11 protein-coding genes, 1 tRNA gene, 1 rRNA gene and 1 pseudogene are annotated in these 19,237 nt (G+C 71.2%); 11 read left to right on the forward strand and 3 right to left on the reverse strand.

The genetic code is table 11. The annotated features are described in order from the left end of the window. Both rrf and OO54_RS39575 read left to right on the forward strand, forming a co-directional pair. Window positions 1–98 (forward strand): 5S ribosomal RNA (rrf, locus tag OO54_RS42825); the annotation flags it as partial. Between the two features lie 4 nt (window positions 99–102). After that, window positions 103–175 (forward strand) — tRNA-Thr (locus tag OO54_RS39575). A 102-nt stretch (window positions 176–277) separates the two neighbouring features. On the opposite strand, the gene OO54_RS39580 is transcribed toward OO54_RS39575, so the two are convergent. Then, window positions 278–2,923: a SpoIIE family protein phosphatase gene (locus OO54_RS39580; RefSeq protein ID WP_033212258.1), complete on the reverse strand. Its 2,646-nt coding sequence runs from the start codon at window positions 2,921–2,923 to the stop codon at window positions 278–280. A gap of 269 nt (window positions 2,924–3,192) precedes the next feature. Between OO54_RS39580 and OO54_RS42060 the strand changes: the two are divergent. The 9 genes and pseudogenes from OO54_RS42060 (at window position 3,193) to OO54_RS48040 (ending at window position 17,366) form a co-directional block, all read left to right on the forward strand. After that, window positions 3,193–8,446, forward strand: a pseudogene (locus tag OO54_RS42060) (HAMP domain-containing protein). Between the two features lie 294 nt (window positions 8,447–8,740). Next, complete coding sequence (locus tag OO54_RS39590) at window positions 8,741–9,415, forward strand: response regulator (protein WP_033212260.1); 675 nt, start codon at window positions 8,741–8,743, stop codon at window positions 9,413–9,415. A gap of 202 nt (window positions 9,416–9,617) precedes the next feature. Beyond that, entirely contained in the window at window positions 9,618–12,428 is a 2,811-nt protein-coding gene (locus OO54_RS39595; RefSeq protein ID WP_051787838.1) for a DNA translocase FtsK, read from the forward strand. 247 nt (window positions 12,429–12,675) lie between these two features. Continuing rightward, window positions 12,676–13,500 carry a helix-turn-helix domain-containing protein gene (locus OO54_RS39600; RefSeq protein WP_033212264.1) on the forward strand — a complete coding sequence of 275 codons (825 nt, stop codon included), beginning with the start codon at window positions 12,676–12,678 and terminating at the stop codon, window positions 13,498–13,500. 90 nt (window positions 13,501–13,590) lie between these two features. Further along, window positions 13,591–15,084, forward strand: coding sequence for a 30S ribosomal protein S12 methylthiotransferase RimO (gene rimO, locus OO54_RS39605; RefSeq protein WP_033212270.1), 1,494 nt, complete (start codon window positions 13,591–13,593; stop codon window positions 15,082–15,084). Then, the gene (gene pgsA / locus OO54_RS39610; protein ID WP_033212272.1) at window positions 15,081–15,755 is read left to right on the forward strand and encodes a CDP-diacylglycerol--glycerol-3-phosphate 3-phosphatidyltransferase; all 675 of its coding nucleotides are present in this window, start codon (window positions 15,081–15,083) and stop codon (window positions 15,753–15,755) included. Before rimO ends, pgsA begins: the two co-directional genes overlap by 4 nt. Continuing rightward, window positions 15,752–16,273, forward strand: coding sequence for a CinA family protein (locus tag OO54_RS39615; protein ID WP_033212277.1), 522 nt, complete (start codon window positions 15,752–15,754; stop codon window positions 16,271–16,273). Before pgsA ends, OO54_RS39615 begins: the two co-directional genes overlap by 4 nt. A gap of 109 nt (window positions 16,274–16,382) precedes the next feature. After that, window positions 16,383–16,766, forward strand: coding sequence for a helix-turn-helix domain-containing protein (locus tag OO54_RS39620; protein ID WP_017237739.1), 384 nt, complete (start codon window positions 16,383–16,385; stop codon window positions 16,764–16,766). 282 nt (window positions 16,767–17,048) lie between these two features. Further along, the gene (locus OO54_RS48040) at window positions 17,049–17,366 is read left to right on the forward strand and encodes a hypothetical protein (RefSeq protein ID WP_078905601.1); all 318 of its coding nucleotides are present in this window, start codon (window positions 17,049–17,051) and stop codon (window positions 17,364–17,366) included. Here the strand turns inward: OO54_RS48040 and OO54_RS39625 are convergent. Together OO54_RS39625 and OO54_RS39630 are read right to left on the reverse strand one after the other, a co-directional pair. Next, window positions 17,314–18,078 (reverse strand): SDR family NAD(P)-dependent oxidoreductase, encoded by a 765-nt coding sequence (locus OO54_RS39625; RefSeq protein WP_033212279.1) that lies wholly within the window; start codon window positions 18,076–18,078, stop codon window positions 17,314–17,316. The two genes, OO54_RS48040 and OO54_RS39625, sit on opposite strands and share 53 nt — an antisense overlap. A 106-nt stretch (window positions 18,079–18,184) precedes the next feature. Beyond that, window positions 18,185–18,994, reverse strand: a complete 810-nt coding sequence (locus tag OO54_RS39630) for an Fpg/Nei family DNA glycosylase (protein ID WP_033212282.1) — start codon at window positions 18,992–18,994, stop codon at window positions 18,185–18,187. Window positions 18,995–19,237: the final 243 nt, after the last annotated feature.

Raw genomic sequence — 19,237 nt, forward strand, 5'->3', positions numbered from 1 at the left:
GGGAAACGCCCGGTTACATTCCGAACCCGGAAGCTAAGCCTTTCAGCGCCGATGGTACTGCAGGGGGGACCCTGTGGGAGAGTAGGACACCGCCGAACACCTGCCCTTTTAGCTCAGTCGGTAGAGCGTCTCCATGGTAAGGAGAAGGTCAACGGTTCGATTCCGTTAAAGGGCTCTGAAAAGAAAAAGGCCCCGCCACTAGGCGGGGCCTTTTTTGCGTTGTCGTGGAGAAGGGGACGGGAAGGGCCGGCCCTCGGGAGGAGGGCCGGCCCGGGGGTCAGCGGGGGTCGGGCTCGCGGAGGCGCATGGCGAGGATGGCCATGTCGTCGGAGGCGGGGGCCTGGGCGAAGCGCTCGACGGCGCGGAGGATGCGGGAGGCGACCGCACCGGCGGTGAGGCCCGTACAGGTCTTGAGGACGTCGGCGAGGCCGTCGTCGCCGAGCATCCGGGTGCCTTCGCGGCGTTCCGTCACGCCGTCCGTGACGCAGAGGAGGACGTCGCCGGGTTCGAGGATGACGGTCTGCTCGTACAGCTCCAGGTCCTCCATGACGCCCAGGAGCGGCTGGGGCTCCGCGGCCGGGACGACGGTGCCGTCCGGGCGGAGGCGCAGGGGGAGGGGGTGGCCCGCGCAGACGACCTTGAGGATCGCGGAGCCGTCCGGCTGGGGGCGCATCTCGCCGTAGAGCAGGGTGAGGAAGCGGCTGCGGTCGCCCTCGTCGAGGATCGCGGCGTTGAGCCGCTCCAGGACGGCGGGGCCGCCGAAGCCCTCGCGGGCCAGGAGGCGCAGGGCGTGACGGGCCAGGCCCGTGACGGCCGCGGCCTGCGGGCCCGTACCGCAGACGTCGCCGATGGCGAAGCCGTAGGCGCCGTCGCGGATGGGGAAGAGGTCGTAGAAATCGCCTCCGACCTCGTTGCCCTCGCCGGCCGCGCGGTAGATGACGTCGACCTCGACGCCCGGGATCTCGGGGAGGCCGGGCGGGAGGAGGCTGCGCTGGAGGGACTGGCTGATCGCCACGCGCTCGGAGTAGAGGCGGGCGTTGTCCAGGGCGAGGGCGGCCCGGCGCGAGAGGTCCTCGGCGAGCTCCAGGATCTCCTGGCGGAAGTGGTCCTCGGAGGGGCGGCCGAGCGTCAGCATGCCGATCACCCGGTTGCGGGCGACCAGGGGCAGGACGACGGTCTCGCCGGCGACCGTCCCGGCGGTGGCCAGGGTGGTGTCGATGCCGGACGAGAGCGGGCTCGCCGGGTGGTCGAGGGCGCGGACCGAGGCGGTCAGCGCGGCCCGGTGGGCGGCGTCGCCCGGCGCGGTCCAGACCCGGGCGCCGAGGGTCGCCACCGGGTCGGGCGGGGCGATGGAGGAGAGCAGGTCCTTGAGGCCGTCGATGCGGTCCTCGTCCTCGTGGAGCACGTACGAGAGGTACGGGTCGGAGGACTGGTCGGCGATCGTGTAGACCGCGCACCAGGTGGCGAGGGTGGGGACCGTCATCTGGGCCATCAGGGCCAGGGTCTGATCGCGGTCGAGGGTGCCGGCCAGGAGGTCGGAGGCCTCGACGAGGAAGCTGAGGGAGCCGCGGCGCAGGCGTTCGAGCTCGCCGAGGCGGGCGGACTCCACGGCGAGGGCGATGCGGTCGGCGGCGAACTGGAGGCGCAGGGCCTCCTCGTTGGAGTAGCGGTTCGCGGTCTCGGCCGCGACGCCGAGGGAGCCGGTGAGGCGGCCCTCGACCTTCAACGGGACGGTGACGACCGCGCGCATGCCGGTGCCTTCGAGGAGTGGTACGGCGCCGGGGACGGCGGCCAGGTCCTCGTGGACGGCGGGCATGCGGGCGGAGCCGTAACGGCTGGCGCCGGTCTCGACGGGGACGCGGGCGAAGCGCTGGCGGGCGGCGGGCAGGCCGGTGGTCGCGCGTACCTCCAGCTCCGTCTCGTCGTCGGTGGCGAGCAGGAGGAAGGCGGCGTCGCCGTCGAGCATGTCGCGGGCGCGTTCGACCGTGCGCTGGAGGAGTCCGTCGAGGTCGTCGGGGGCGGGGGAGCCGATGAAGACCTCGAAGGGGTCGGCGGCGCGGCTCTCCGAGCCCGGATCGGTGGCGGGGCGCTGGGGGGTCTGGAGGACGGCCCGCTCGTGCTCGCGTACCAGGAGGCAGACGGTGGAGGGCTCGCCCTGGGCGTCGCGGACGCGGAGGTGCGAGGCGTAGACGGGGACGACACGGCCGTCGGCGCAGCGGATGCCGTAGCTGCCCTCCCAGCGGGAGAGGCGCAGGGCCTCGGCGAGGCCGGTGCCGATGCCGGGGGTGTGGGGCCAGGCGGCGAGGTCGCCGAGGGGCTTGCCGGTGACCTGCTCGGAGCCGTATCCGAAGAGTTCCTCGGCGTCCTCGTTCCAGGCGGTGACGGTTCCGGCCTCGTCGATCTGGACGACGGCGACGCGGACGCGGCTGTCGGCGACGGGGAGGAGGGCGTCGGGGAGGACGGGGCCGGCGGAGCGGGTGCCCACCGGGCGCTGGGCGAGGTCGAGGTGGAACCAGACGTGCTTGCGGGTGGGGGAGTAGTCGACTCCCCAGCGGTGGGCGAGGGCGGCGCAGAGCAGGAGGCCCCGGCCGTTCTCGCGGTCGGGGCTGCCGAAGGAGCGGCCGCTCTGGACGGGGATCTCGCGCTCCGGGTAGCGGTCGGCGACCTCGACGCGGATGCTGTCGTCGGAGCGGAGGCAGAGGACGTCCGCGGCCGTGCCGGCGTGGATCACGGCATTGGTGACGAGTTCGCTGGTGAGGACGACGGCGTCGTCGACGAGCTCGGGGTGTCCCCACCCCTGGAGGGTGTCCCTGACGAACGCGCGGGCGGCCGCGACGGACCGCCCGACGGGCTCGAAGCTGGCAGTCGCCCGCGCGGTGATCACAGCACTCCTCGTACGCGTCTCGACGCCCGGCTCTGCCATGCTCGGTCTGCCCCTCCCGCTGCCCGGTGGTCGTACGCGCACCACACCGCCCCCGCCGGGCGGACCGGGGCGGTTGGACAGCCGGAAGCCAGGTTACTTACCTTCACTGTCCGAGCGGATGCCGGTCACCGCTGATTCCGTCCCCAGGGGGTAGGGACGCTGTGCGAAGCTGCCGAACTGTTATCGCCTGGTTCGGTCGCGGTGAAACACTGGGCAGGCTACCGGCGTGAGCCGGAGCGGAACGGTCGACCCCTTTCGGGAGGGACACGGTGGAGTCTGGCACGGCGGCGCGGCGTGGCGGCGGCAGTGGCACGCGCGCGAGGGGCGGACGTTCCCGTGGGGGGACGGTGCAGGTGGACGCGGCGGCGCTGGAACGGCTTTTGGCCGCACTGGTGTCGATGCGGGACGGGAACTTCCGCAAGCGGCTCACGGCATCCGGCGACGGGGTCATGGCGGAGATCTCCGCCGTGTTCAACGAGGTCGCGGACCGGCAGATGCACGTGACGGGAGAACTGTCCCGGGTGCGGCGGGTGGTCGGGCGCGAGGGCAAGCTGTCCGAGCGTCTGGAGGCGGGGGCCAGCGAGGGGGCGTGGGCGGCGGCGATCGAGGCCGCGAACGCGCTCGTCGACGACCTGGCCCGGCCGGTGTCCGAGGTGGGACGGGTCCTGTCGGCGGTGGCCGAGGGTGATCTGGACCAGCGGATGGACCTGCGTTCGGAGGGTGCCGACGGGACCGTACGGCCACTGCGCGGGGAGTTCCTCAAGGTCGCGCGTACCGCGAACAACCTGGTCGACCAGCTGTCGGTGTTCGCCTCCGAGGTGACCCGGGTCGCCGTCGAGGTGGGTACCGACGGAAAGTTGGGCGGGCAGGCGCAGGTGCGCGGGGTGTCCGGTTCGTGGAAGGACCTCACGGACTCGGTCAACACGATGGCGAACCGGCTGACGGCCCAGGTGCGGGACATCGCGCTGGTGACGACGGCGGTCGCCGACGGCGACCTGTCGCAGAAGGTCACGGCGAACGTGGCCGGCGAGATGCTGGAGCTGAAGAACACCGTCAACCGGATGGTGGACCAGCTGTCGTCGTTCTCGTCCGAGGTGACCCGCGTCGCGCGCGAGGTGGGTACGGAGGGTGAGCTCGGCGGTCAGGCCGAGGTGGCCGGGGTCGCGGGCGTCTGGAAGGACCTCACCGACTCCGTCAACACGATGGCGGGGAACCTCACCAACCAGGTGAGGGGCATCGCCGAGGTGACGACGGCGGTCGCCAACGGCGATCTGTCGCAGAAGGTGCGGGTCTCCGCGCGCGGTGAGATCGCGCAGCTGGCGGACACGATCAACCAGATGACCGAGACGCTGCGGACGTTCGCCGACGAGGTGACCCGGGTGTCCGGCGAGGTCGGCGCGCAGGGTCTGCTCGGCGGTCAGGCGCAGGTGCCGGGTGCGGCGGGTACGTGGAAGGACCTCACGGACTCCGTCAACACCGTCTTCCGGAACATCACCACGCAGGTGCGGGACATCGCGCAGGTGACGACGGCGGTCGCCAACGGTGACCTGTCGCAGAAGGTCACGGTGGACGTGGCCGGCGAGATGCTGGAGCTGAAGCGGCGGGCACGTGGAAGGACCTCACCGATTCGGTGAACACGGCCTTCCGCAACCTGACCGGTCAGGTGCGGGACATCGCGCAGGTGACGACGGCGGTCGCCAACGGTGACCTGTCGCAGAAGGTCACGGTGGACGTGGCCGGCGAGATGCTGGAGCTGAAGCCGGCCGTTGGCGGGAGCTCACCGACTCCGTCAACTTCATGGCCGGCAACCTGACTTCGCAGGTGCGGCAGATCGCCCAGGTGACGACGGCGGTGGCGCGCGGCGACCTGTCGCAGAAGATCGACGTGGACGCGCGCGGCGAGATCCTGGAGCTGAAGAACACCATCAACACGATGGTCGACCAGCTCTCCGCCTTCGCGGACCAGGTGACCCGGGTGGCCCGCGAGGTGGGTACGGACGGGCGGCTCGGTGGTCAGGCGCAGGTGCCGGGCGTGGCCGGGGTGTGGCGTGACCTGACGGACTCGGTGAACGGCATGGCCGGGAACCTCACCACCCAGGTCCGCAACATCGCGCAGGTCGCCACCGCGGTGGCGCGCGGCGACCTGTCGCAGAAGATCGACGTGGACGCGCGCGGCGAGATCCTGGAGCTGAAGAACACCCTCAACACGATGGTGGACCAGCTGTCGAACTTCGCCGAGCAGGTCACCAGGGTGGCCCGCGAGGTGGGCACCGAGGGCATGCTGGGCGGTCAGGCCGAGGTGCAGGGGGTCTCCGGCACCTGGAAGGACCTCACCCAGTCGGTGAACTTCATGGCGAACAACCTCACCATCCAGGTGCGGAACATCGCCGAGGTCACCACGGCCGTCGCCATGGGCGACCTGTCGAAGAAGATCACGGTCGACGCCCGGGGCGAGATCCTGGAGCTGGTGACGACCGTCAACACGATGGTCGACCAGCTGTCGAACTTCGCGGACGAGGTCACGCGCGTGGCCCGTGAGGTGGGTACGGAGGGCATCCTCGGCGGCCAGGCACGCGTGCGCGGTGTCACGGGCACGTGGAAGGACCTCAGCGACAACGTCAACCTGATGGCCAACAACCTGACCAGCCAGGTGCGGAACATCTCCCGGGTCTCGGCGGCCGTCGCCAACGGCGACCTCACGAAGAAGGTGACGGTCGAGGCGCGCGGCGAGGTCGCCGAGCTCGCCGACACCGTCAACACGATGGTGACGACGCTGTCGTCCTTCGCCGACGAGGTCACCCGCGTGGCCCGTGAGGTGGGCACGGACGGCATCCTGGGCGGCCAGGCCCGGGTGCCGGGGGTGTCGGGCACCTGGCGGGACCTGACGGACTCGGTGAACGGCATGGCCGACAACCTCACCGGTCAGGTGCGCCAGATCGCCGCCGTCACCACCGCCATCGCCAAGGGCGACCTCACCAAGAAGATCGACATCGACGCGCGCGGTGAGATCCAGGAGCTGAAGAGCACCATCAACACGATGGTCGACCAGCTCTCGAACTTCGCCGAGGAGGTCACCCGGGTCGCCCGCGAGGTGGGTACGGACGGTCAGCTGGGCGGCCAGGCCCGGGTCCGTGACGTGGACGGCACCTGGCGGGACCTCACGGAGTCCGTGAACGAGATGGCCGGGAACCTGACCCGTCAGGTGCGGGCGATCGCGGCCGTCGCCACGGCGGTGACCCGCGGCGACCTCAACCTCAAGATCGACGGTGTCGACGCGGCGGGCGAGATCCAGGCCCTCCAGGAGAACATCAACACCATGATCGCGAACCTGCGCGACACCACCCTCGCCAACGAGGAGCAGGACTGGCTGAAGGGCAACCTGGCCCGCATCTCCGGCCTCATGCAGGGCCGCCGGGACCTGGACGACGTCGCCTCGCTCATCATGAGCGAGCTGACGCCGGTGGTCTCGGCCCAGCACGGCGCCTTCTTCGTCGCGATGCCGACCGGACACGCCCACAGCGACGCAGAACTCGTGGGCGAGGGCGACGGCTCGTACGAGCTGCGGATGCGCGGGAGTTACGGCTACTCCACCGGGTCGATGCCGACCTCGTTCCGTCCCGGCGAGACGCTCATCGGGACGGCGGCCGAGGAGAAGCGGACCATCCAGGTCAACGTGCCGCCGGGCTACCTGAAGATCTCGTCGGGGCTCGGCGAGGCCGCGCCCGCGCACGTGATCGTGCTGCCGGTCCTCTTCGAGGGGAAGGTCCTCGGGGTGATCGAGCTGGCGTCGTTCCAGCCGTTCACCCAGATCCAGCGCGACTTCCTCAACCAGCTCGCCGAGCTGATCGCCACCACGGTCAACACCATCAGCGTCAACACCAAGACCGAGGTGCTGCTCCAGCAGTCGCAGGAGCTCACCGAGCAGCTGAAGGAGCGCTCGGCCGAGCTGGAGCACCGGCAGAAGGAGCTCCAGGGCTCCAACCTGGAGCTGGAGGAGAAGGCAGAGCTGCTCGCCCGGCAGAACCGCGACATCGAGGTGAAGAACACCGAGATCGAGGAGGCCCGGCAGGTCCTGGAGGAGCGTGCCGAACAGCTCGCGGTCTCCATGCGCTACAAGTCGGAGTTCCTCGCGAACATGTCGCACGAGCTGCGGACCCCGCTCAACTCGCTGCTGATCCTGGCCAAGTTGCTCGCGGACAACGCCGAGACGAACCTGACGCCGAAGCAGGTCGAGTTCGCGGAGACCATCCACGGGGCGGGTTCGGACCTGCTCCAGCTGATCAACGACATCCTGGACCTGTCCAAGGTCGAGGCGGGCAAGATGGACGTCTCGCCGACGCGGATCGCGCTGGTCCAGCTCGTCGACTACGTCGAGGCCACCTTCCGGCCGCTCACGGCGGAGAAGGGGCTCGACTTCTCGGTGCGGGTCTCGCCCGAACTGCCGGCCACGCTCCACACCGACGAGCAGCGGCTGCTCCAGGTGCTGCGCAACCTCCTCTCCAACGCGGTGAAGTTCACCGACACGGGAGCGGTGGAGCTGGTGATCCGGCCGGCCGGCGCGGACGTGCCGCAGTCGATCCGCGAACAGCTCCTGGAGGCCGGGTCGCTGCGCGATCCGGAGGCGGCCCTCATCGCGTTCTCGGTCACCGACACGGGCATCGGGATCGCGGCCGGCAAGATGCGGGTGATCTTCGAGGCGTTCAAGCAGGCCGACGGCACGACCAGCCGCAAGTACGGCGGTACGGGTCTGGGTCTTTCGATCAGCCGGGAGATCGCGCGGCTGCTCGGCGGCGAGATCTTCGCGGCGAGCGAGCCGGGCCGTGGCTCGACGTTCACGCTCTACCTGCCGCTGAGCCCGACGGAGCTCCCGTCGCACGGGTACGGGCAGGGCGGGGCGGACGCCGAGGACCCGCAGCAGGGTGCGGAGGAGGGTACGGGCGGGGCCATCCACCCGTACCCGCACTTCCCGCCGCCGCCCGTGCGGACCGAGGCCAGGTCCGGGGCCGGGGCTCTGTTCCGCCACCGGCGCAAGGCCGCGGCGGAGGCGACCGGGACGCGGAACGCGGTGCCGGGGCAGCCCGGCGAGCCGATCGCGCAGGACCGGGCGGAGCACGAGGCGGAGGTCGAACCGCGCCGCACCTTCAACTTCTCCGGCGAGCGGGTCCTCATCGTGGACGACGACATCCGCAACGTCTTCGCGCTCACCAGCGTCCTGGAGCAGCACGGTCTGGCGGTGCTGTACGCCGAGAACGGGCGGGAGGGCATCGAGGTCCTGGAACAGAACGACGACGTGACGGTCGTCCTGATGGACATCATGATGCCGGAGATGGACGGGTACGCGACGACGACCGCGATCCGGCGGATGCCGCAGTTCGCCGGGCTCCCGATCATCGCCCTGACGGCCAAGGCGATGAAGGGCGACAAGGAGAAGGCGATCGAGTCGGGTGCCTCGGCCTATGTGACGAAGCCGGTCGACCCCGATCACCTGCTGTCCGTCATGGAGCAGTGGATGCGGGGCGAGTGACCCGGGCCCGGGGGTCCGCGCGGCGCTCCGCGCGGCCCCCCGGACTCTGCTGACGGAACGTCGCCACGGGCGTGTGAGAGGGCGGTATACGGGGAACCTTCTGGTCTCCCACCGCGTTTCTGCTACGTGCACAGTGACATCGCGGTGACAGGGTGTGGCGACGGGCGGGGTGCGGCTACGATGACCGGCACAAGGACGGACGGCGTTACGGAGTCGTCTTCTGGGGCGGCGCCCGGTGCTTCCCCCGGTTCCGGGAGCCGGGGCGAGCCGTTGCCGGGACGAGGAGGACGGGGCATGGTGCAGAAGGCCAAGATCCTCCTGGTCGATGACCGGCCGGAGAATCTGCTGGCGCTGGAGGCCATTCTCTCCGCGCTCGATCAGACGCTGGTGCGGGCATCGTCCGGGGAGGAAGCGCTCAAGGCGCTGTTGACGGACGACTTCGCGGTCATCCTGCTCGACGTCCAGATGCCGGGAATGGACGGATTCGAGACCGCCGCGCACATCAAGCGGCGCGAGCGGACCCGCGACATCCCGATCATCTTCCTCACCGCCATCAACCACGGCCCGCACCACACCTTCCGCGGGTACGCGGCCGGCGCGGTCGACTACATCTCCAAGCCGTTCGACCCGTGGGTGCTGCGCGCCAAGGTCTCCGTCTTCGTCGAGCTCTACATGAAGAACTGCAAGCTGCGCGAGCAGGCCGCCCTGCTGCGGCTGCAGTTGGAGGGCGGGGGCGAGGGCGGTCAGGGCAAGGAGGCCGCGGGTCTGCTCGCCGAGCTCTCCGCGCGGCTCGCTGCGGTCGAGGAGCAGGCGGAGGCGCTGTCGAAGCAGCTCGACGACGACTCCGCCGATGCGGCCGCCGTCGCCACCGCCGCGCATCTGGAGCGCAAGCTCACCGGCTTGCGCCGAGCCCTCGACGCGCTGGAGCCCGGCACGGGCGCCGTGCCGACGCTGCCCGCCCAGAGCTGAGCCGACGCTGCCCGACCGGAGTCGCGTCGGCGCTGCCGCGCGCCGGTGTAGGCGCGCACGAAGCAGACGGCCCCCGTTTCAATCTGACGTATCGTCACTCTTGTCCGGTTTGTCGTGATAGGGCGTCAGTATCGTGCCGCGGCACGGGCGACACGTTCGGGTGAGGCGGACAGCCCGAAGCTTCACCGGTAACCTCAGCACCATGGCTTCACGTACGTCCGGCAAGGGTTCCCAGGGCACGGCGGGCGCCGCGAAGCCGCGCGCCGGTCGTACGGCGGGCGCCGCGAAGAAAGCGGCACCCGCGAAGTCCCCCGCCAAACCCCCCGCCAAGAAGGCGCCGGCGAAGAAGGCCGCGCCCGCCAAGCGTGCTCCCGCGCGGAAGACGGCGGCGAAGAAGGCCGCCCCGCGGCCGGCCCCGTCGCCGACCGGTGGCGTCTACCGGCTCGCGCGCGGCGCCTGGCTCGGCCTCGCCCACGGAGTGGGGGCGATGTTCCGGGGGATAGGGCGTGGCGCCAAGGGCCTCGACCCGGCCCACCGCAAGGACGGCCTCGCACTGCTGCTGCTCGGCATCGCGCTGATCGTCGCCGCCGGCACCTGGTCCAACCTGCGCGGGCCGGTCGGCGACCTCGTCGAGATGCTGGTGACCGGATCGTTCGGCCGCCTCGACCTGCTGGTTCCGCTGCTGCTCGGGGCGATCGGCATCCGGCTGATCCTCTATCCGGAGAAGCCCGAGGCCAACGGCCGGATCAGCATCGGCCTCTCCGCCCTCGTCATCGGCGTCCTCGGCCAGGTCCACATCGCCTGCGGTTCGCCGGGGCGCGGCGACGGCAGCGCCGCCATGCAGGACGCCGGCGGCCTCATCGGCTGGGCGGCCTCGCAGCCCCTCGTCTTCATGATGGGCGAGGCCCTCGCCGTACCGATGCTGGTGCTGCTCACCGTCTTCGGCCTGCTCGTCGTCACCGCCACCCCGGTCAACGCGATCCCGCAGCGGCTGCGCGCCCTCGGCGCCAGGCTCGGCATCGTCGAACCCGCCTACGACCCGGCGGAGGCCGAGGAGCAGGAGGGATACGAGGGGTACGACGAGGAATGGCGGGGTCCGCAGCCCGCCCGGCCCCGGCCCGCCCGCCGTCGCGCCACCGGCCCCGCCGAACCGTACGACGTGGACCGGGCGGAGGCGGAGATGCTGGAGCGCCGCGGCCGGACCCCGCGCCGCTCCGTCGAGGCGCCCGCCTTCGACCCCGGCATGGACCCGGTGGACGTCGCCGCGGCCGCGGCCGCCGCGCTCGACGGCGCCGTCCTGAACGGCATGCCGCCGTCGCCGATCGTCGCCGACCTGACCAGGGACGTCACCGCCGAGCGGGACGCCGCCGTGGCCGCGACCGCCGCGGAGAAGGCCGAGAAGGCGGCGTCGGCCGCGCCCGTACCGCCCGCGCGCGGCGGCGACCGGCGCCCCGGCGGAGGCGTACCCGATCTGACCAAGCCGGCACCCGAGCCGACCGACCTGCCGCCCAGGGCCGAGCAGCTCCAGCTCGCCGGCGACATCACGTACGCGCTGCCCTCGCTCGACCTCCTGGAGCGAGGCGGGCCCGGCAAGACGCGCAGTGCCGCCAACGACGCGGTCGTGGACGCGCTCACCAACGTCTTCACCGAGTTCAAGGTCGACGCGGCCGTCACGGGGTTCACCCGCGGCCCGACGGTCACGCGGTACGAGGTCGAGCTCGGCCCCGCCGTGAAGGTCGAGAAGATCACGGCCCTCACCAAGAACATCGCGTACGCCGTGGCCTCGCCCGACGTGCGGATCATCTCGCCGATCCCCGGCAAGTCCGCGGTGGGCATCGAGATCCCGAACAGCGACCGCGAGATGGTCAACCTCGGCGACGTGCTGCGCCTGGCGGCCGCGGCCGAGGACGACCACCCGATGCTGGTCGCGCTCGGCAAGAACGTCGAGGGCGGCTACGAGATGGCCAACCTGGCGAAGATGCCGCACGTCCTGGTCGCCGGTGCCACGGGCTCCGGAAAGTCCTCGTGCATCAACTGCCTGATCACGTCGATCATGATAAGAGCGACCCCAGAGGACGTCCGGATGGTGCTGGTCGACCCCAAGCGGGTCGAGCTCACCGCCTACGAGGGCATCCCGCACCTGATCACGCCGATCATCACCAACCCCAAGCGGGCCGCCGAGGCGCTCCAGTGGGTGGTGAAGGAGATGGACCTCCGCTACGACGACCTGGCGGCGTTCGGCTACCGGCACATCGACGACTTCAACCAGGCGATCCGGGACGGGAAGATCAAGCTGCCCGAGGGCAGCGAGCGCGAGCTCAACCCCTACCCGTACCTCCTGGTGATCGTCGACGAGCTCGCCGACCTGATGATGGTCGCGCCGAGGGACGTCGAGGACTCGATCGTCAGGATCACCCAGCTGGCCCGAGCGGCCGGCATCCACCTGGTGCTCGCCACCCAGCGGCCGTCGGTGGACGTTGTCACCGGTCTGATCAAGGCGAACGTTCCCTCACGGCTCGCCTTCGCCACCTCCTCGCTCGCCGACAGCCGGGTCATCCTCGACCAGCCCGGCGCCGAGAAGCTGATCGGCAAGGGCGACGGCCTCTTCCTGCCGATGGGCGCCAACAAGCCCGTCCGCATGCAGGGTGCTTTCGTCACCGAGGGCGAGGTCGCGGCCGTCGTGCAGCACTGCAAGGACCAGATGACCCCGGTCTTCCGGGAGGACGTCACCGTCGGCCAGCGGCAGAAGAAGGAGATCGACGAGGACATCGGCGACGACCTGGACCTGCTGTGCCAGGCCGCCGAGCTGGTCGTCTCCACGCAGTTCGGCTCCACCTCGATGCTCCAGCGCAAGCTGCGCGTCGGCTTCGCCAAGGCCGGCCGTCTGATGGACCTGATGGAGTCGCGGAACATCGTCGGCCCCAGTGAGGGTTCGAAGGCGCGGGACGTCCTGGTGAAGCCCGACGAACTGGACGGCGTGCTGGCCGTGATCCGCGGGGAGTCGGGGGCGTAGACCCGTCCGGCGGAACGCGGGTGTGGCGGCGGGGAGGCCGGGTACCCGATCGAGACCGGGCCGAGACTCACTCGTAAGGGAACGGTGGGCAACCGTTTCCCCTGGCCGTACGTCAAGTTGGACGGTGGGACAGAAGGAAGTCCCAACCTCATGGCGTACAAACAGCACCCGCCCGGTTGCCCCACCCTTTCGTACCACCCATAGACTGAACGTCCAGCAGGTGGTTACACGCTCGAAAGGCGCTCTCGTGTCCATCGGCAACTCCCCCGAAGACGACCGGACGTTCCCGGCAGACGACCGGGACCCGATCGGTCGTGCTCTCCAGCAGGCCCGCATCGCCGCCGGTCTCACCGTCGAAGAGGTCAGTGCCTCCACGCGTGTCCGGATTCCGATCGTTCACGCGATCGAGGAGGACGACTTCTCGCGCTGTGGCGGCGACGTCTACGCCCGCGGCCACATCCGCACGCTCGCCCGCGCCGTCGGGCTCGATCCGGCCGCGCTGATCGAGCAGTACGACGCCGAGCACGGCGGCCGTCCCGCGCCCACCCCCGCCGCCCCGCTGTTCGAGGCGGAACGCATCCGCCCCGAGCCGCGCCGGCCCAACTGGACCGCCGCGATGGTGGCGGCCATCGTCGCCGTCGTCGGCTTCGTCGGCTTCACGATGTTCAACGGGAACGAGGCTCCGAAGGGGACCACCGCGGCAGAGGGCGGCCCCGCCCCCGCGCCGGAGAAGGCGACCTCCGCCAAGCCGAAGCCGGTCAAGCCCGTCGCCCCGAAGCCCACCGAGAGCGCGATCGCCGCCGTCCCGCAGGACAAGGTCACGGTCAAGCTCACCGCCGTCGACGACAAGAGCTGGATCTCGGCCAAGGCGCACGACGGCAAGCTGCTCTTCGACGGGCTCCTCCTCAAGGGCGAGTCGAAGACCTACCAGGACGACGAGCGCATCGACCTGGTCCTCGGCAACGCGGGCGCGATCGAGCTGTACGTGAACGGCAAGAAGGTCGCGGACAAGTTCGAATCCGGCCAGGTCGAGCGGCTGACCTACACCAAGGGCGACCCCGAGGCCGGCTGAGCCGCGCTGCCCGGCCCGTGATGTGACCTCTGTCGCGCAGGTGAACCCTGCGCGACGGGGGAACGGCCGGGACGAAGTAGTCTTGAGTCCATGCCCGAACGCCGTACCGTCGCCCTTGTCACTCTTGGCTGCGCCCGTAACGAGGTGGACTCGGAGGAGCTCGCAGGCCGCTTGGCAGCGGACGGCTGGGAGCTCGTCGAGAACGCCGAAGAAGCGGACGTCGCAGTCGTCAACACCTGCGGATTCGTCGAGGCCGCCAAGAAGGACTCCGTCGACGCCCTGCTCGAAGCCAATGATCTGAAGGACCACGGCCGGACCCAGGCCGTCGTCGCCGTCGGCTGCATGGCCGAGAGGTACGGCAAGGAGCTCGCCGAAGCCCTCCCGGAGGCCGACGGCGTCCTGGGCTTCGACGACTACGCCGACATCTCCAACCGCCTCCAGACCATCCTCAACGGTGGCAGTGTCGAGGCCCACACTCCGCGTGACCGGCGCAAGCTGCTGCCGCTGTCGCCCGTCGAGCGCCAGGAGGCGGCCGCGGCCGTGGCCCTCCCGGGACACGGCGACTCCGCCGAGGCCCCGGTCGACGCCCCCGCCGACCTTCCCGAGGGACTCGCGCCGGCCTCCGGGCCGCGCGCGCCGCTCCGCCGCCGGCTCGACGCCAGCCCCGTCGCCTCGGTGAAGCTCGCCTCCGGCTGCGACCGCCGCTGCTCCTTCTGCGCCATCCCCTCCTTCCGCGGCTCCTTCGTCTCGCGCCGTCCCTCCGACGTGCTGAACGAGACGCGCTGGCTCGCCGAGCAGGGCGTCAAGGAGGTCATGCTGGTCTCCGAGAACAACACCTCCTACGGCAAGGACCTCGGCGACATCCGGCTCCTGGAGAGCCTCCTGCCCGACCTCGCCGCCGTCGACGGCATCGAGCGCGTCCGGGTCAGCTACCTCCAGCCCGCCGAGATGCGCCCGGGCCTCATCGACGTCCTGACATCGACCGACAAGGTCGTGCCCTACTTCGACCTGTCCTTCCAGCACAGCGCCCCGGACGTGCTCCGGGCCATGCGCCGCTTCGGTGACACCGACCGCTTCCTGGAGCTCCTGGAGACGATCCGCTCCAAGGCCCCGACCGCCGGTGCGCGCTCCAACTTCATCGTCGGCTTCCCCGGCGAGACCGAGGCGGACTTCGCCGAGCTGGAACGCTTCATCACCCACGCCCGCCTCGACGCCATCGGCGTCTTCGGCTACTCCGACGAGGACGGCACCGAGGCCGCCACGTACGAGCACAAGCTCGACCAGGAGGTCGTCGACGAGCGGCTCGCCCACCTTTCCCGGCTCGCCGAGGAGCTCACGGCGCAGCGCGCCGAGGAGCGCATCGGAGAGACCCTGGAAGTACTCGTCGAGACCCTGGACGAGGAGGACGGCTGGATCGGCCGCGCCGCCCACCAGGCGCCCGAGACGGACGGCCAGGTGTTCCTCACCACGGCCGACGGTACGAGCCCCGACCTCGCTCCGGGCCGTATGGTCAGTGCGAAGGTCGTCGGCACGGAAGGCGTCGACCTGGTGGCCGAGTGTCTTTTCGAGGAGGCAGGCAGATGACCGGAGTCCCGGCATCCGCGACGGGCGGGACCGGTAGGCCGGCGCCCCGCGGCAAGCTGGGCGCGGCTGCCGTCAACCAGGCCAGCCTGTGGAACATCGCCAACATCCTCACCATGATCCGGCTCGTGCTCGTCCCGGGCTTCGTGATCCTGCTGTTCCAGGACGGCGGACACGACCCCGCGTGGCGGGCCTGGGCCTGGGCGGCCTTCGCGGTGGCCATGATCACGGACGTCTTCGACGGGCACCTGGCCCGTACGTACAACCTGGTCACCGACTTCGGGAAGATCGCCGACCCGATCGCCGACAAGGCGATCATGGCGGCCGGACTCGTCAGCCTGTCCGTCCTCGGGGACCTGCCCTGGTGGGTGACCGGGGTCATCCTGGCCCGCGAGCTGGGGATCACCCTCATGCGGTTCTGGGTCATCCGGCACGGGGTCATCCCGGCCAGCCGCGGCGGCAAGGTGAAGACGCTCGCCCAGGGCACGGCCGTCGGCATGTACGTCCTGATGCTCACCGGGCCGCTGGCCACCCTGCGCTTCTGGGTGATGGCGGTTGCCGTCGTGCTGACGGTCGTCACCGGTCTGGACTATGTGCGACAGGCCGTCGTGCTCCGGCGCAAGGGGCTCGCCGCTGAGCGCGCGGCGGCGCGGCCGGAGGCGTCGACGCGATGACCGAGGCCGCCCGGGTGCTGGCGCTGCTCGCGGAGCGTGATCACACGCTCGCCGCGGCGGAGTCGCTCACGGGTGGCCTGGTGGCCGCCGAGCTCACCGGCGTACCCGGAGCGTCGAAGGCCTTCCAGGGGTCCGTCACGGCCTACGCCACGGCCCTCAAGCACGAGCTCCTCGGCGTCGACCGGGCCCTCCTCGCGGAGCGCGGAGCGGTGGACCCGGAGGTCGCGCTGCAGATGGCGGCCGGTGTACGGGACCGGCTCGGCGCCGACTGGGGCATCTCGACGACCGGGGTCGCGGGGCCCGACCCGCAGGACGGCCACGCCGTCGGAACCGTCTACGTGGCGGTCGCGGGGCCGGTCGCGACAGGCGCCCGCGCCGGGAAAGTGGTCTCGTTGAGGTTGAACGGCGACCGCGCGGACATTCGTAGAGAGAGCGTACGGAGCGTGTTGGAACTGCTCCTTGAGGAACTCTCGGGAAATGCGCGGGCACAGGATACGGAACACAACGGGGGGAATTGATGTTTGCAGCCCTGAGTGAACACGACATCGCTCCCCGCACGGCCGCACCCCGAGGCGGTACGGTGGTGCGTGAAGGATGCGGCTACGCGGTCCGAGGAGGGAGCCACCGATGATTCTGCTCCGTCGCCTGCTGGGTGACGTGCTGCGTCGGCAGCGCCAGCGCCAGGGCCGTACTCTGCGCGAAGTCTCCTCGTCCGCCCGAGTCTCGCTCGGCTATCTCTCCGAGGTGGAGCGGGGGCAGAAGGAGGCTTCCTCCGAGCTGCTCTCCGCGATCTGCGACGCGCTGGACGTACGGATGTCCGAGCTCATGCGCGAAGTGAGCGACGAGCTGTCGCTCGCCGAACTGGCCGAGTCGGCAGCGTCGAGCGAACCGGTGCCGACACCGGTGCGCCCGAGGCTCAATTCGGTGTCGGTGACGTCGGTGGCAGGTGTGCCCACCGAGCGGGTGACCATCAAGGCGCCCACGGAAGCGGTCAACGTCGTCGCCGCCTGAACCGAAGCACATGGGGCGAGGCCCCGGTCGACGCCCTGCGGGGCGCCGGTCGGGGCCTTTCTCTTTGTCTTTCTCTTTGCCTTCGCCGGACCGGGGGGCTTCCTTGGTTCTCGGGGCGGGTTCCCGCGGCGCCGTTGGTTCTTTTCGGGGCTTTTCGTCCGAGATGCCGTGTCCCGGTGTGCCGTGCCATGGTGGAAGGCGTAACGCGTGCGCCGGGACTGCCTCGGTGCGCCCTCCCGCAGGGTGATCCTGCCGGTCTAGCGTCGACGGCAGGAGGCGGCCATGGTACGGCGACGGGTTCCGCTGATGACGCTCGCGCTGGTCGCGCTCGGAGTGGCGGCCGGGGGGCTCTGGTGGTGGGCGGTGCTGCGCCTGCTGCTCGTGCCCGCGGAGACCGGGACGGTGGAGGGCGCCGTGGCCGCGGGTGGTTGGGGCCTGAGCCTGCTGCCGGTGCACGTGGCGGCCTCGTCGCGGCGGACGGCTTCGGGGGTGGCCGGGGGAACCGCGGGCGTGCCGGTGGGCGAACCGGGCGCGGCCTCGCGAGGAACTACCAGGGCATGGCGACGCCGCCGTTGGGGCGGAGGATCTGACCGGTCGTGAACGACGAGGCGTCGGAGGCGAGGTGGAGCACCGCGTGGGCGATGTCCTCGGCCTCCCCGACCCGTCCCAGAGGTGAGTGACGGACCATCGCCGCCTCCGCCTGCTCCTGGGCGGCCGGTTCGTGGCGGTCGGTCATGGGCGTACGGATCCACCCCGGGGCGACCGCGTTGACCCGGATGCCGTGCGGCCCGGTCTCCGTCGCCAGGGTCTTCGTCAGCTGGACGACGGCCGCCTTGGCGACGCTGTAGCAGAGGAGGCCCGGGCTCGCGGTGTCCATCGCCCCCGAGGCCATGGTGACGATCGAGCCCCTGGTGCCGGAGGCGATCATCGAGCGGGCCGCCTCCTGGCACGCGTACAGGACCCCCTTGAAGTTGACGGCGAGCACACGGTCGAGGTCCTCGTCGAGGGTCTCCAGGACCGGGCTCGTGTGCATGATCCCGGCGATGGCCGCCATGACGTGGAGCGGACCCGCGGAGCGGACGGCGGCGGCCAGCGCCGCGCGGTCCGTGACGTCGAGCGCGTGCGTGTGCGCGGTTCCCCCGTCCCGCGCGATCAGCGCGGCGGTCTCCTTGAGCCCGCGCTCGTCGAGGTCCGCGCAGTGCACCGTCGCGCCGGCCACGGCGAGGAGGGCCGCGGTCGCGCGGCCGATCCCGCTCGCGGCGCCGGTGACGAACGCGGTGCGGCCGGTGAGGTCGTACGCCGAGAGGGTCATGTCGGGACCGTACGACTGGATCTGACGGCGCGTCAATTGGTGGGGTGGGGTGGGAGTCAGGTGGTGGGGCGGGGGTGTGTGGGTTGGTGGTGAGGTGAGGCGGGGTTCAGGGTTCGGTGCGGGTGGGGCCCGGCTGGCAGGCCGGGCACCAGTAGGTGATCCGGTCGCCGTTTCCCGGCTCGGCGTCGGTCCTGCGGATCGGGGCGCCGCAGCGCAGACAGGGGCGTCCCTCGCGACCGTAGACATGGAGCGGGGTGCCGGGCCGGCGCGTGGTGGTCGTGCGGCGGTCCGGGCGGTCCTTGTTCGCCTCCAGGAGGCGGTGAGCGGTAGCCACCAGCCGGGCGGGGACGTCGGGGCCGAGGTCGCCGACCGGCAGCCAGGGCGAGACGGCGGCGAGGAACGCCAGCTCCGACTTGTACACGTTGCCGATGCCGGCCAGGTTCCGCTGGTCGAGCAGCGCCTCGCCGAGCGGCCGCGCCGGGTCGGCGCACAGTCGGCGCTCCGCCTCCGCCGGGTCCCAGTCGGGTCCCAGGAGGTCCGGCCCCAGATGGCCGACCGCACGGGACTCCTCGGCGGTACGGATCAGCTCCAGGACCGGGAGCCGGTAGCCGTACGCCGTGGACTCGGCGTTCCCGAGGATCGCCCGGATCTGATGCGCGGGGCCACCGCGCGGACGCTCTCCCGTGGCGTACACCCGCCACGCCCCCTCCATCCGCAGATGGGAGTGCAAAGTGAGCCCGCCCTCGATCCGGGCCAGCAGATGCTTGCCCCGCGGCGTCACGTCCAGGAGCGTGCGGCCCGTGAGGTCCGCGGTGGCGAACCGGGGCACACGGAGGTCCGCGCGGGTGAGGACCTGGCCGGCGAGCGCGGTGTGCAGGTGCCGGGCGACCTGCCAGATGGTGTCTCCTTCGGGCACGGGTCCATTGTGTCCCCGGTGCGCCTGGTGGGGGCGTGGCTTGCGGGTTGACTGCGGCTCGCCTTGCTGCCGGGCTGTGGTCGCGCGTCGTGGGCTGCGGCCCGCCCCGTTGCGGCGCCGCGTTGTGGGCCTGCGCCCCCGCTTGTTGTGGGCCTGCGCCCCGCTGTTGTGGGCTGCGCCCCGGTGTTGTGGGCTGCGCCCGCGCCCCGCCCGTGTGGGCCTGCACCCCGCCCGTTGTGGGCA

The sequence above is a fragment of the Streptomyces wedmorensis genome (genome assembly GCF_000716445.1).
In the GTDB taxonomy this organism is placed as follows: Bacteria; Actinomycetota; Actinomycetes; order Streptomycetales; family Streptomycetaceae; genus Streptomyces; species Streptomyces wedmorensis.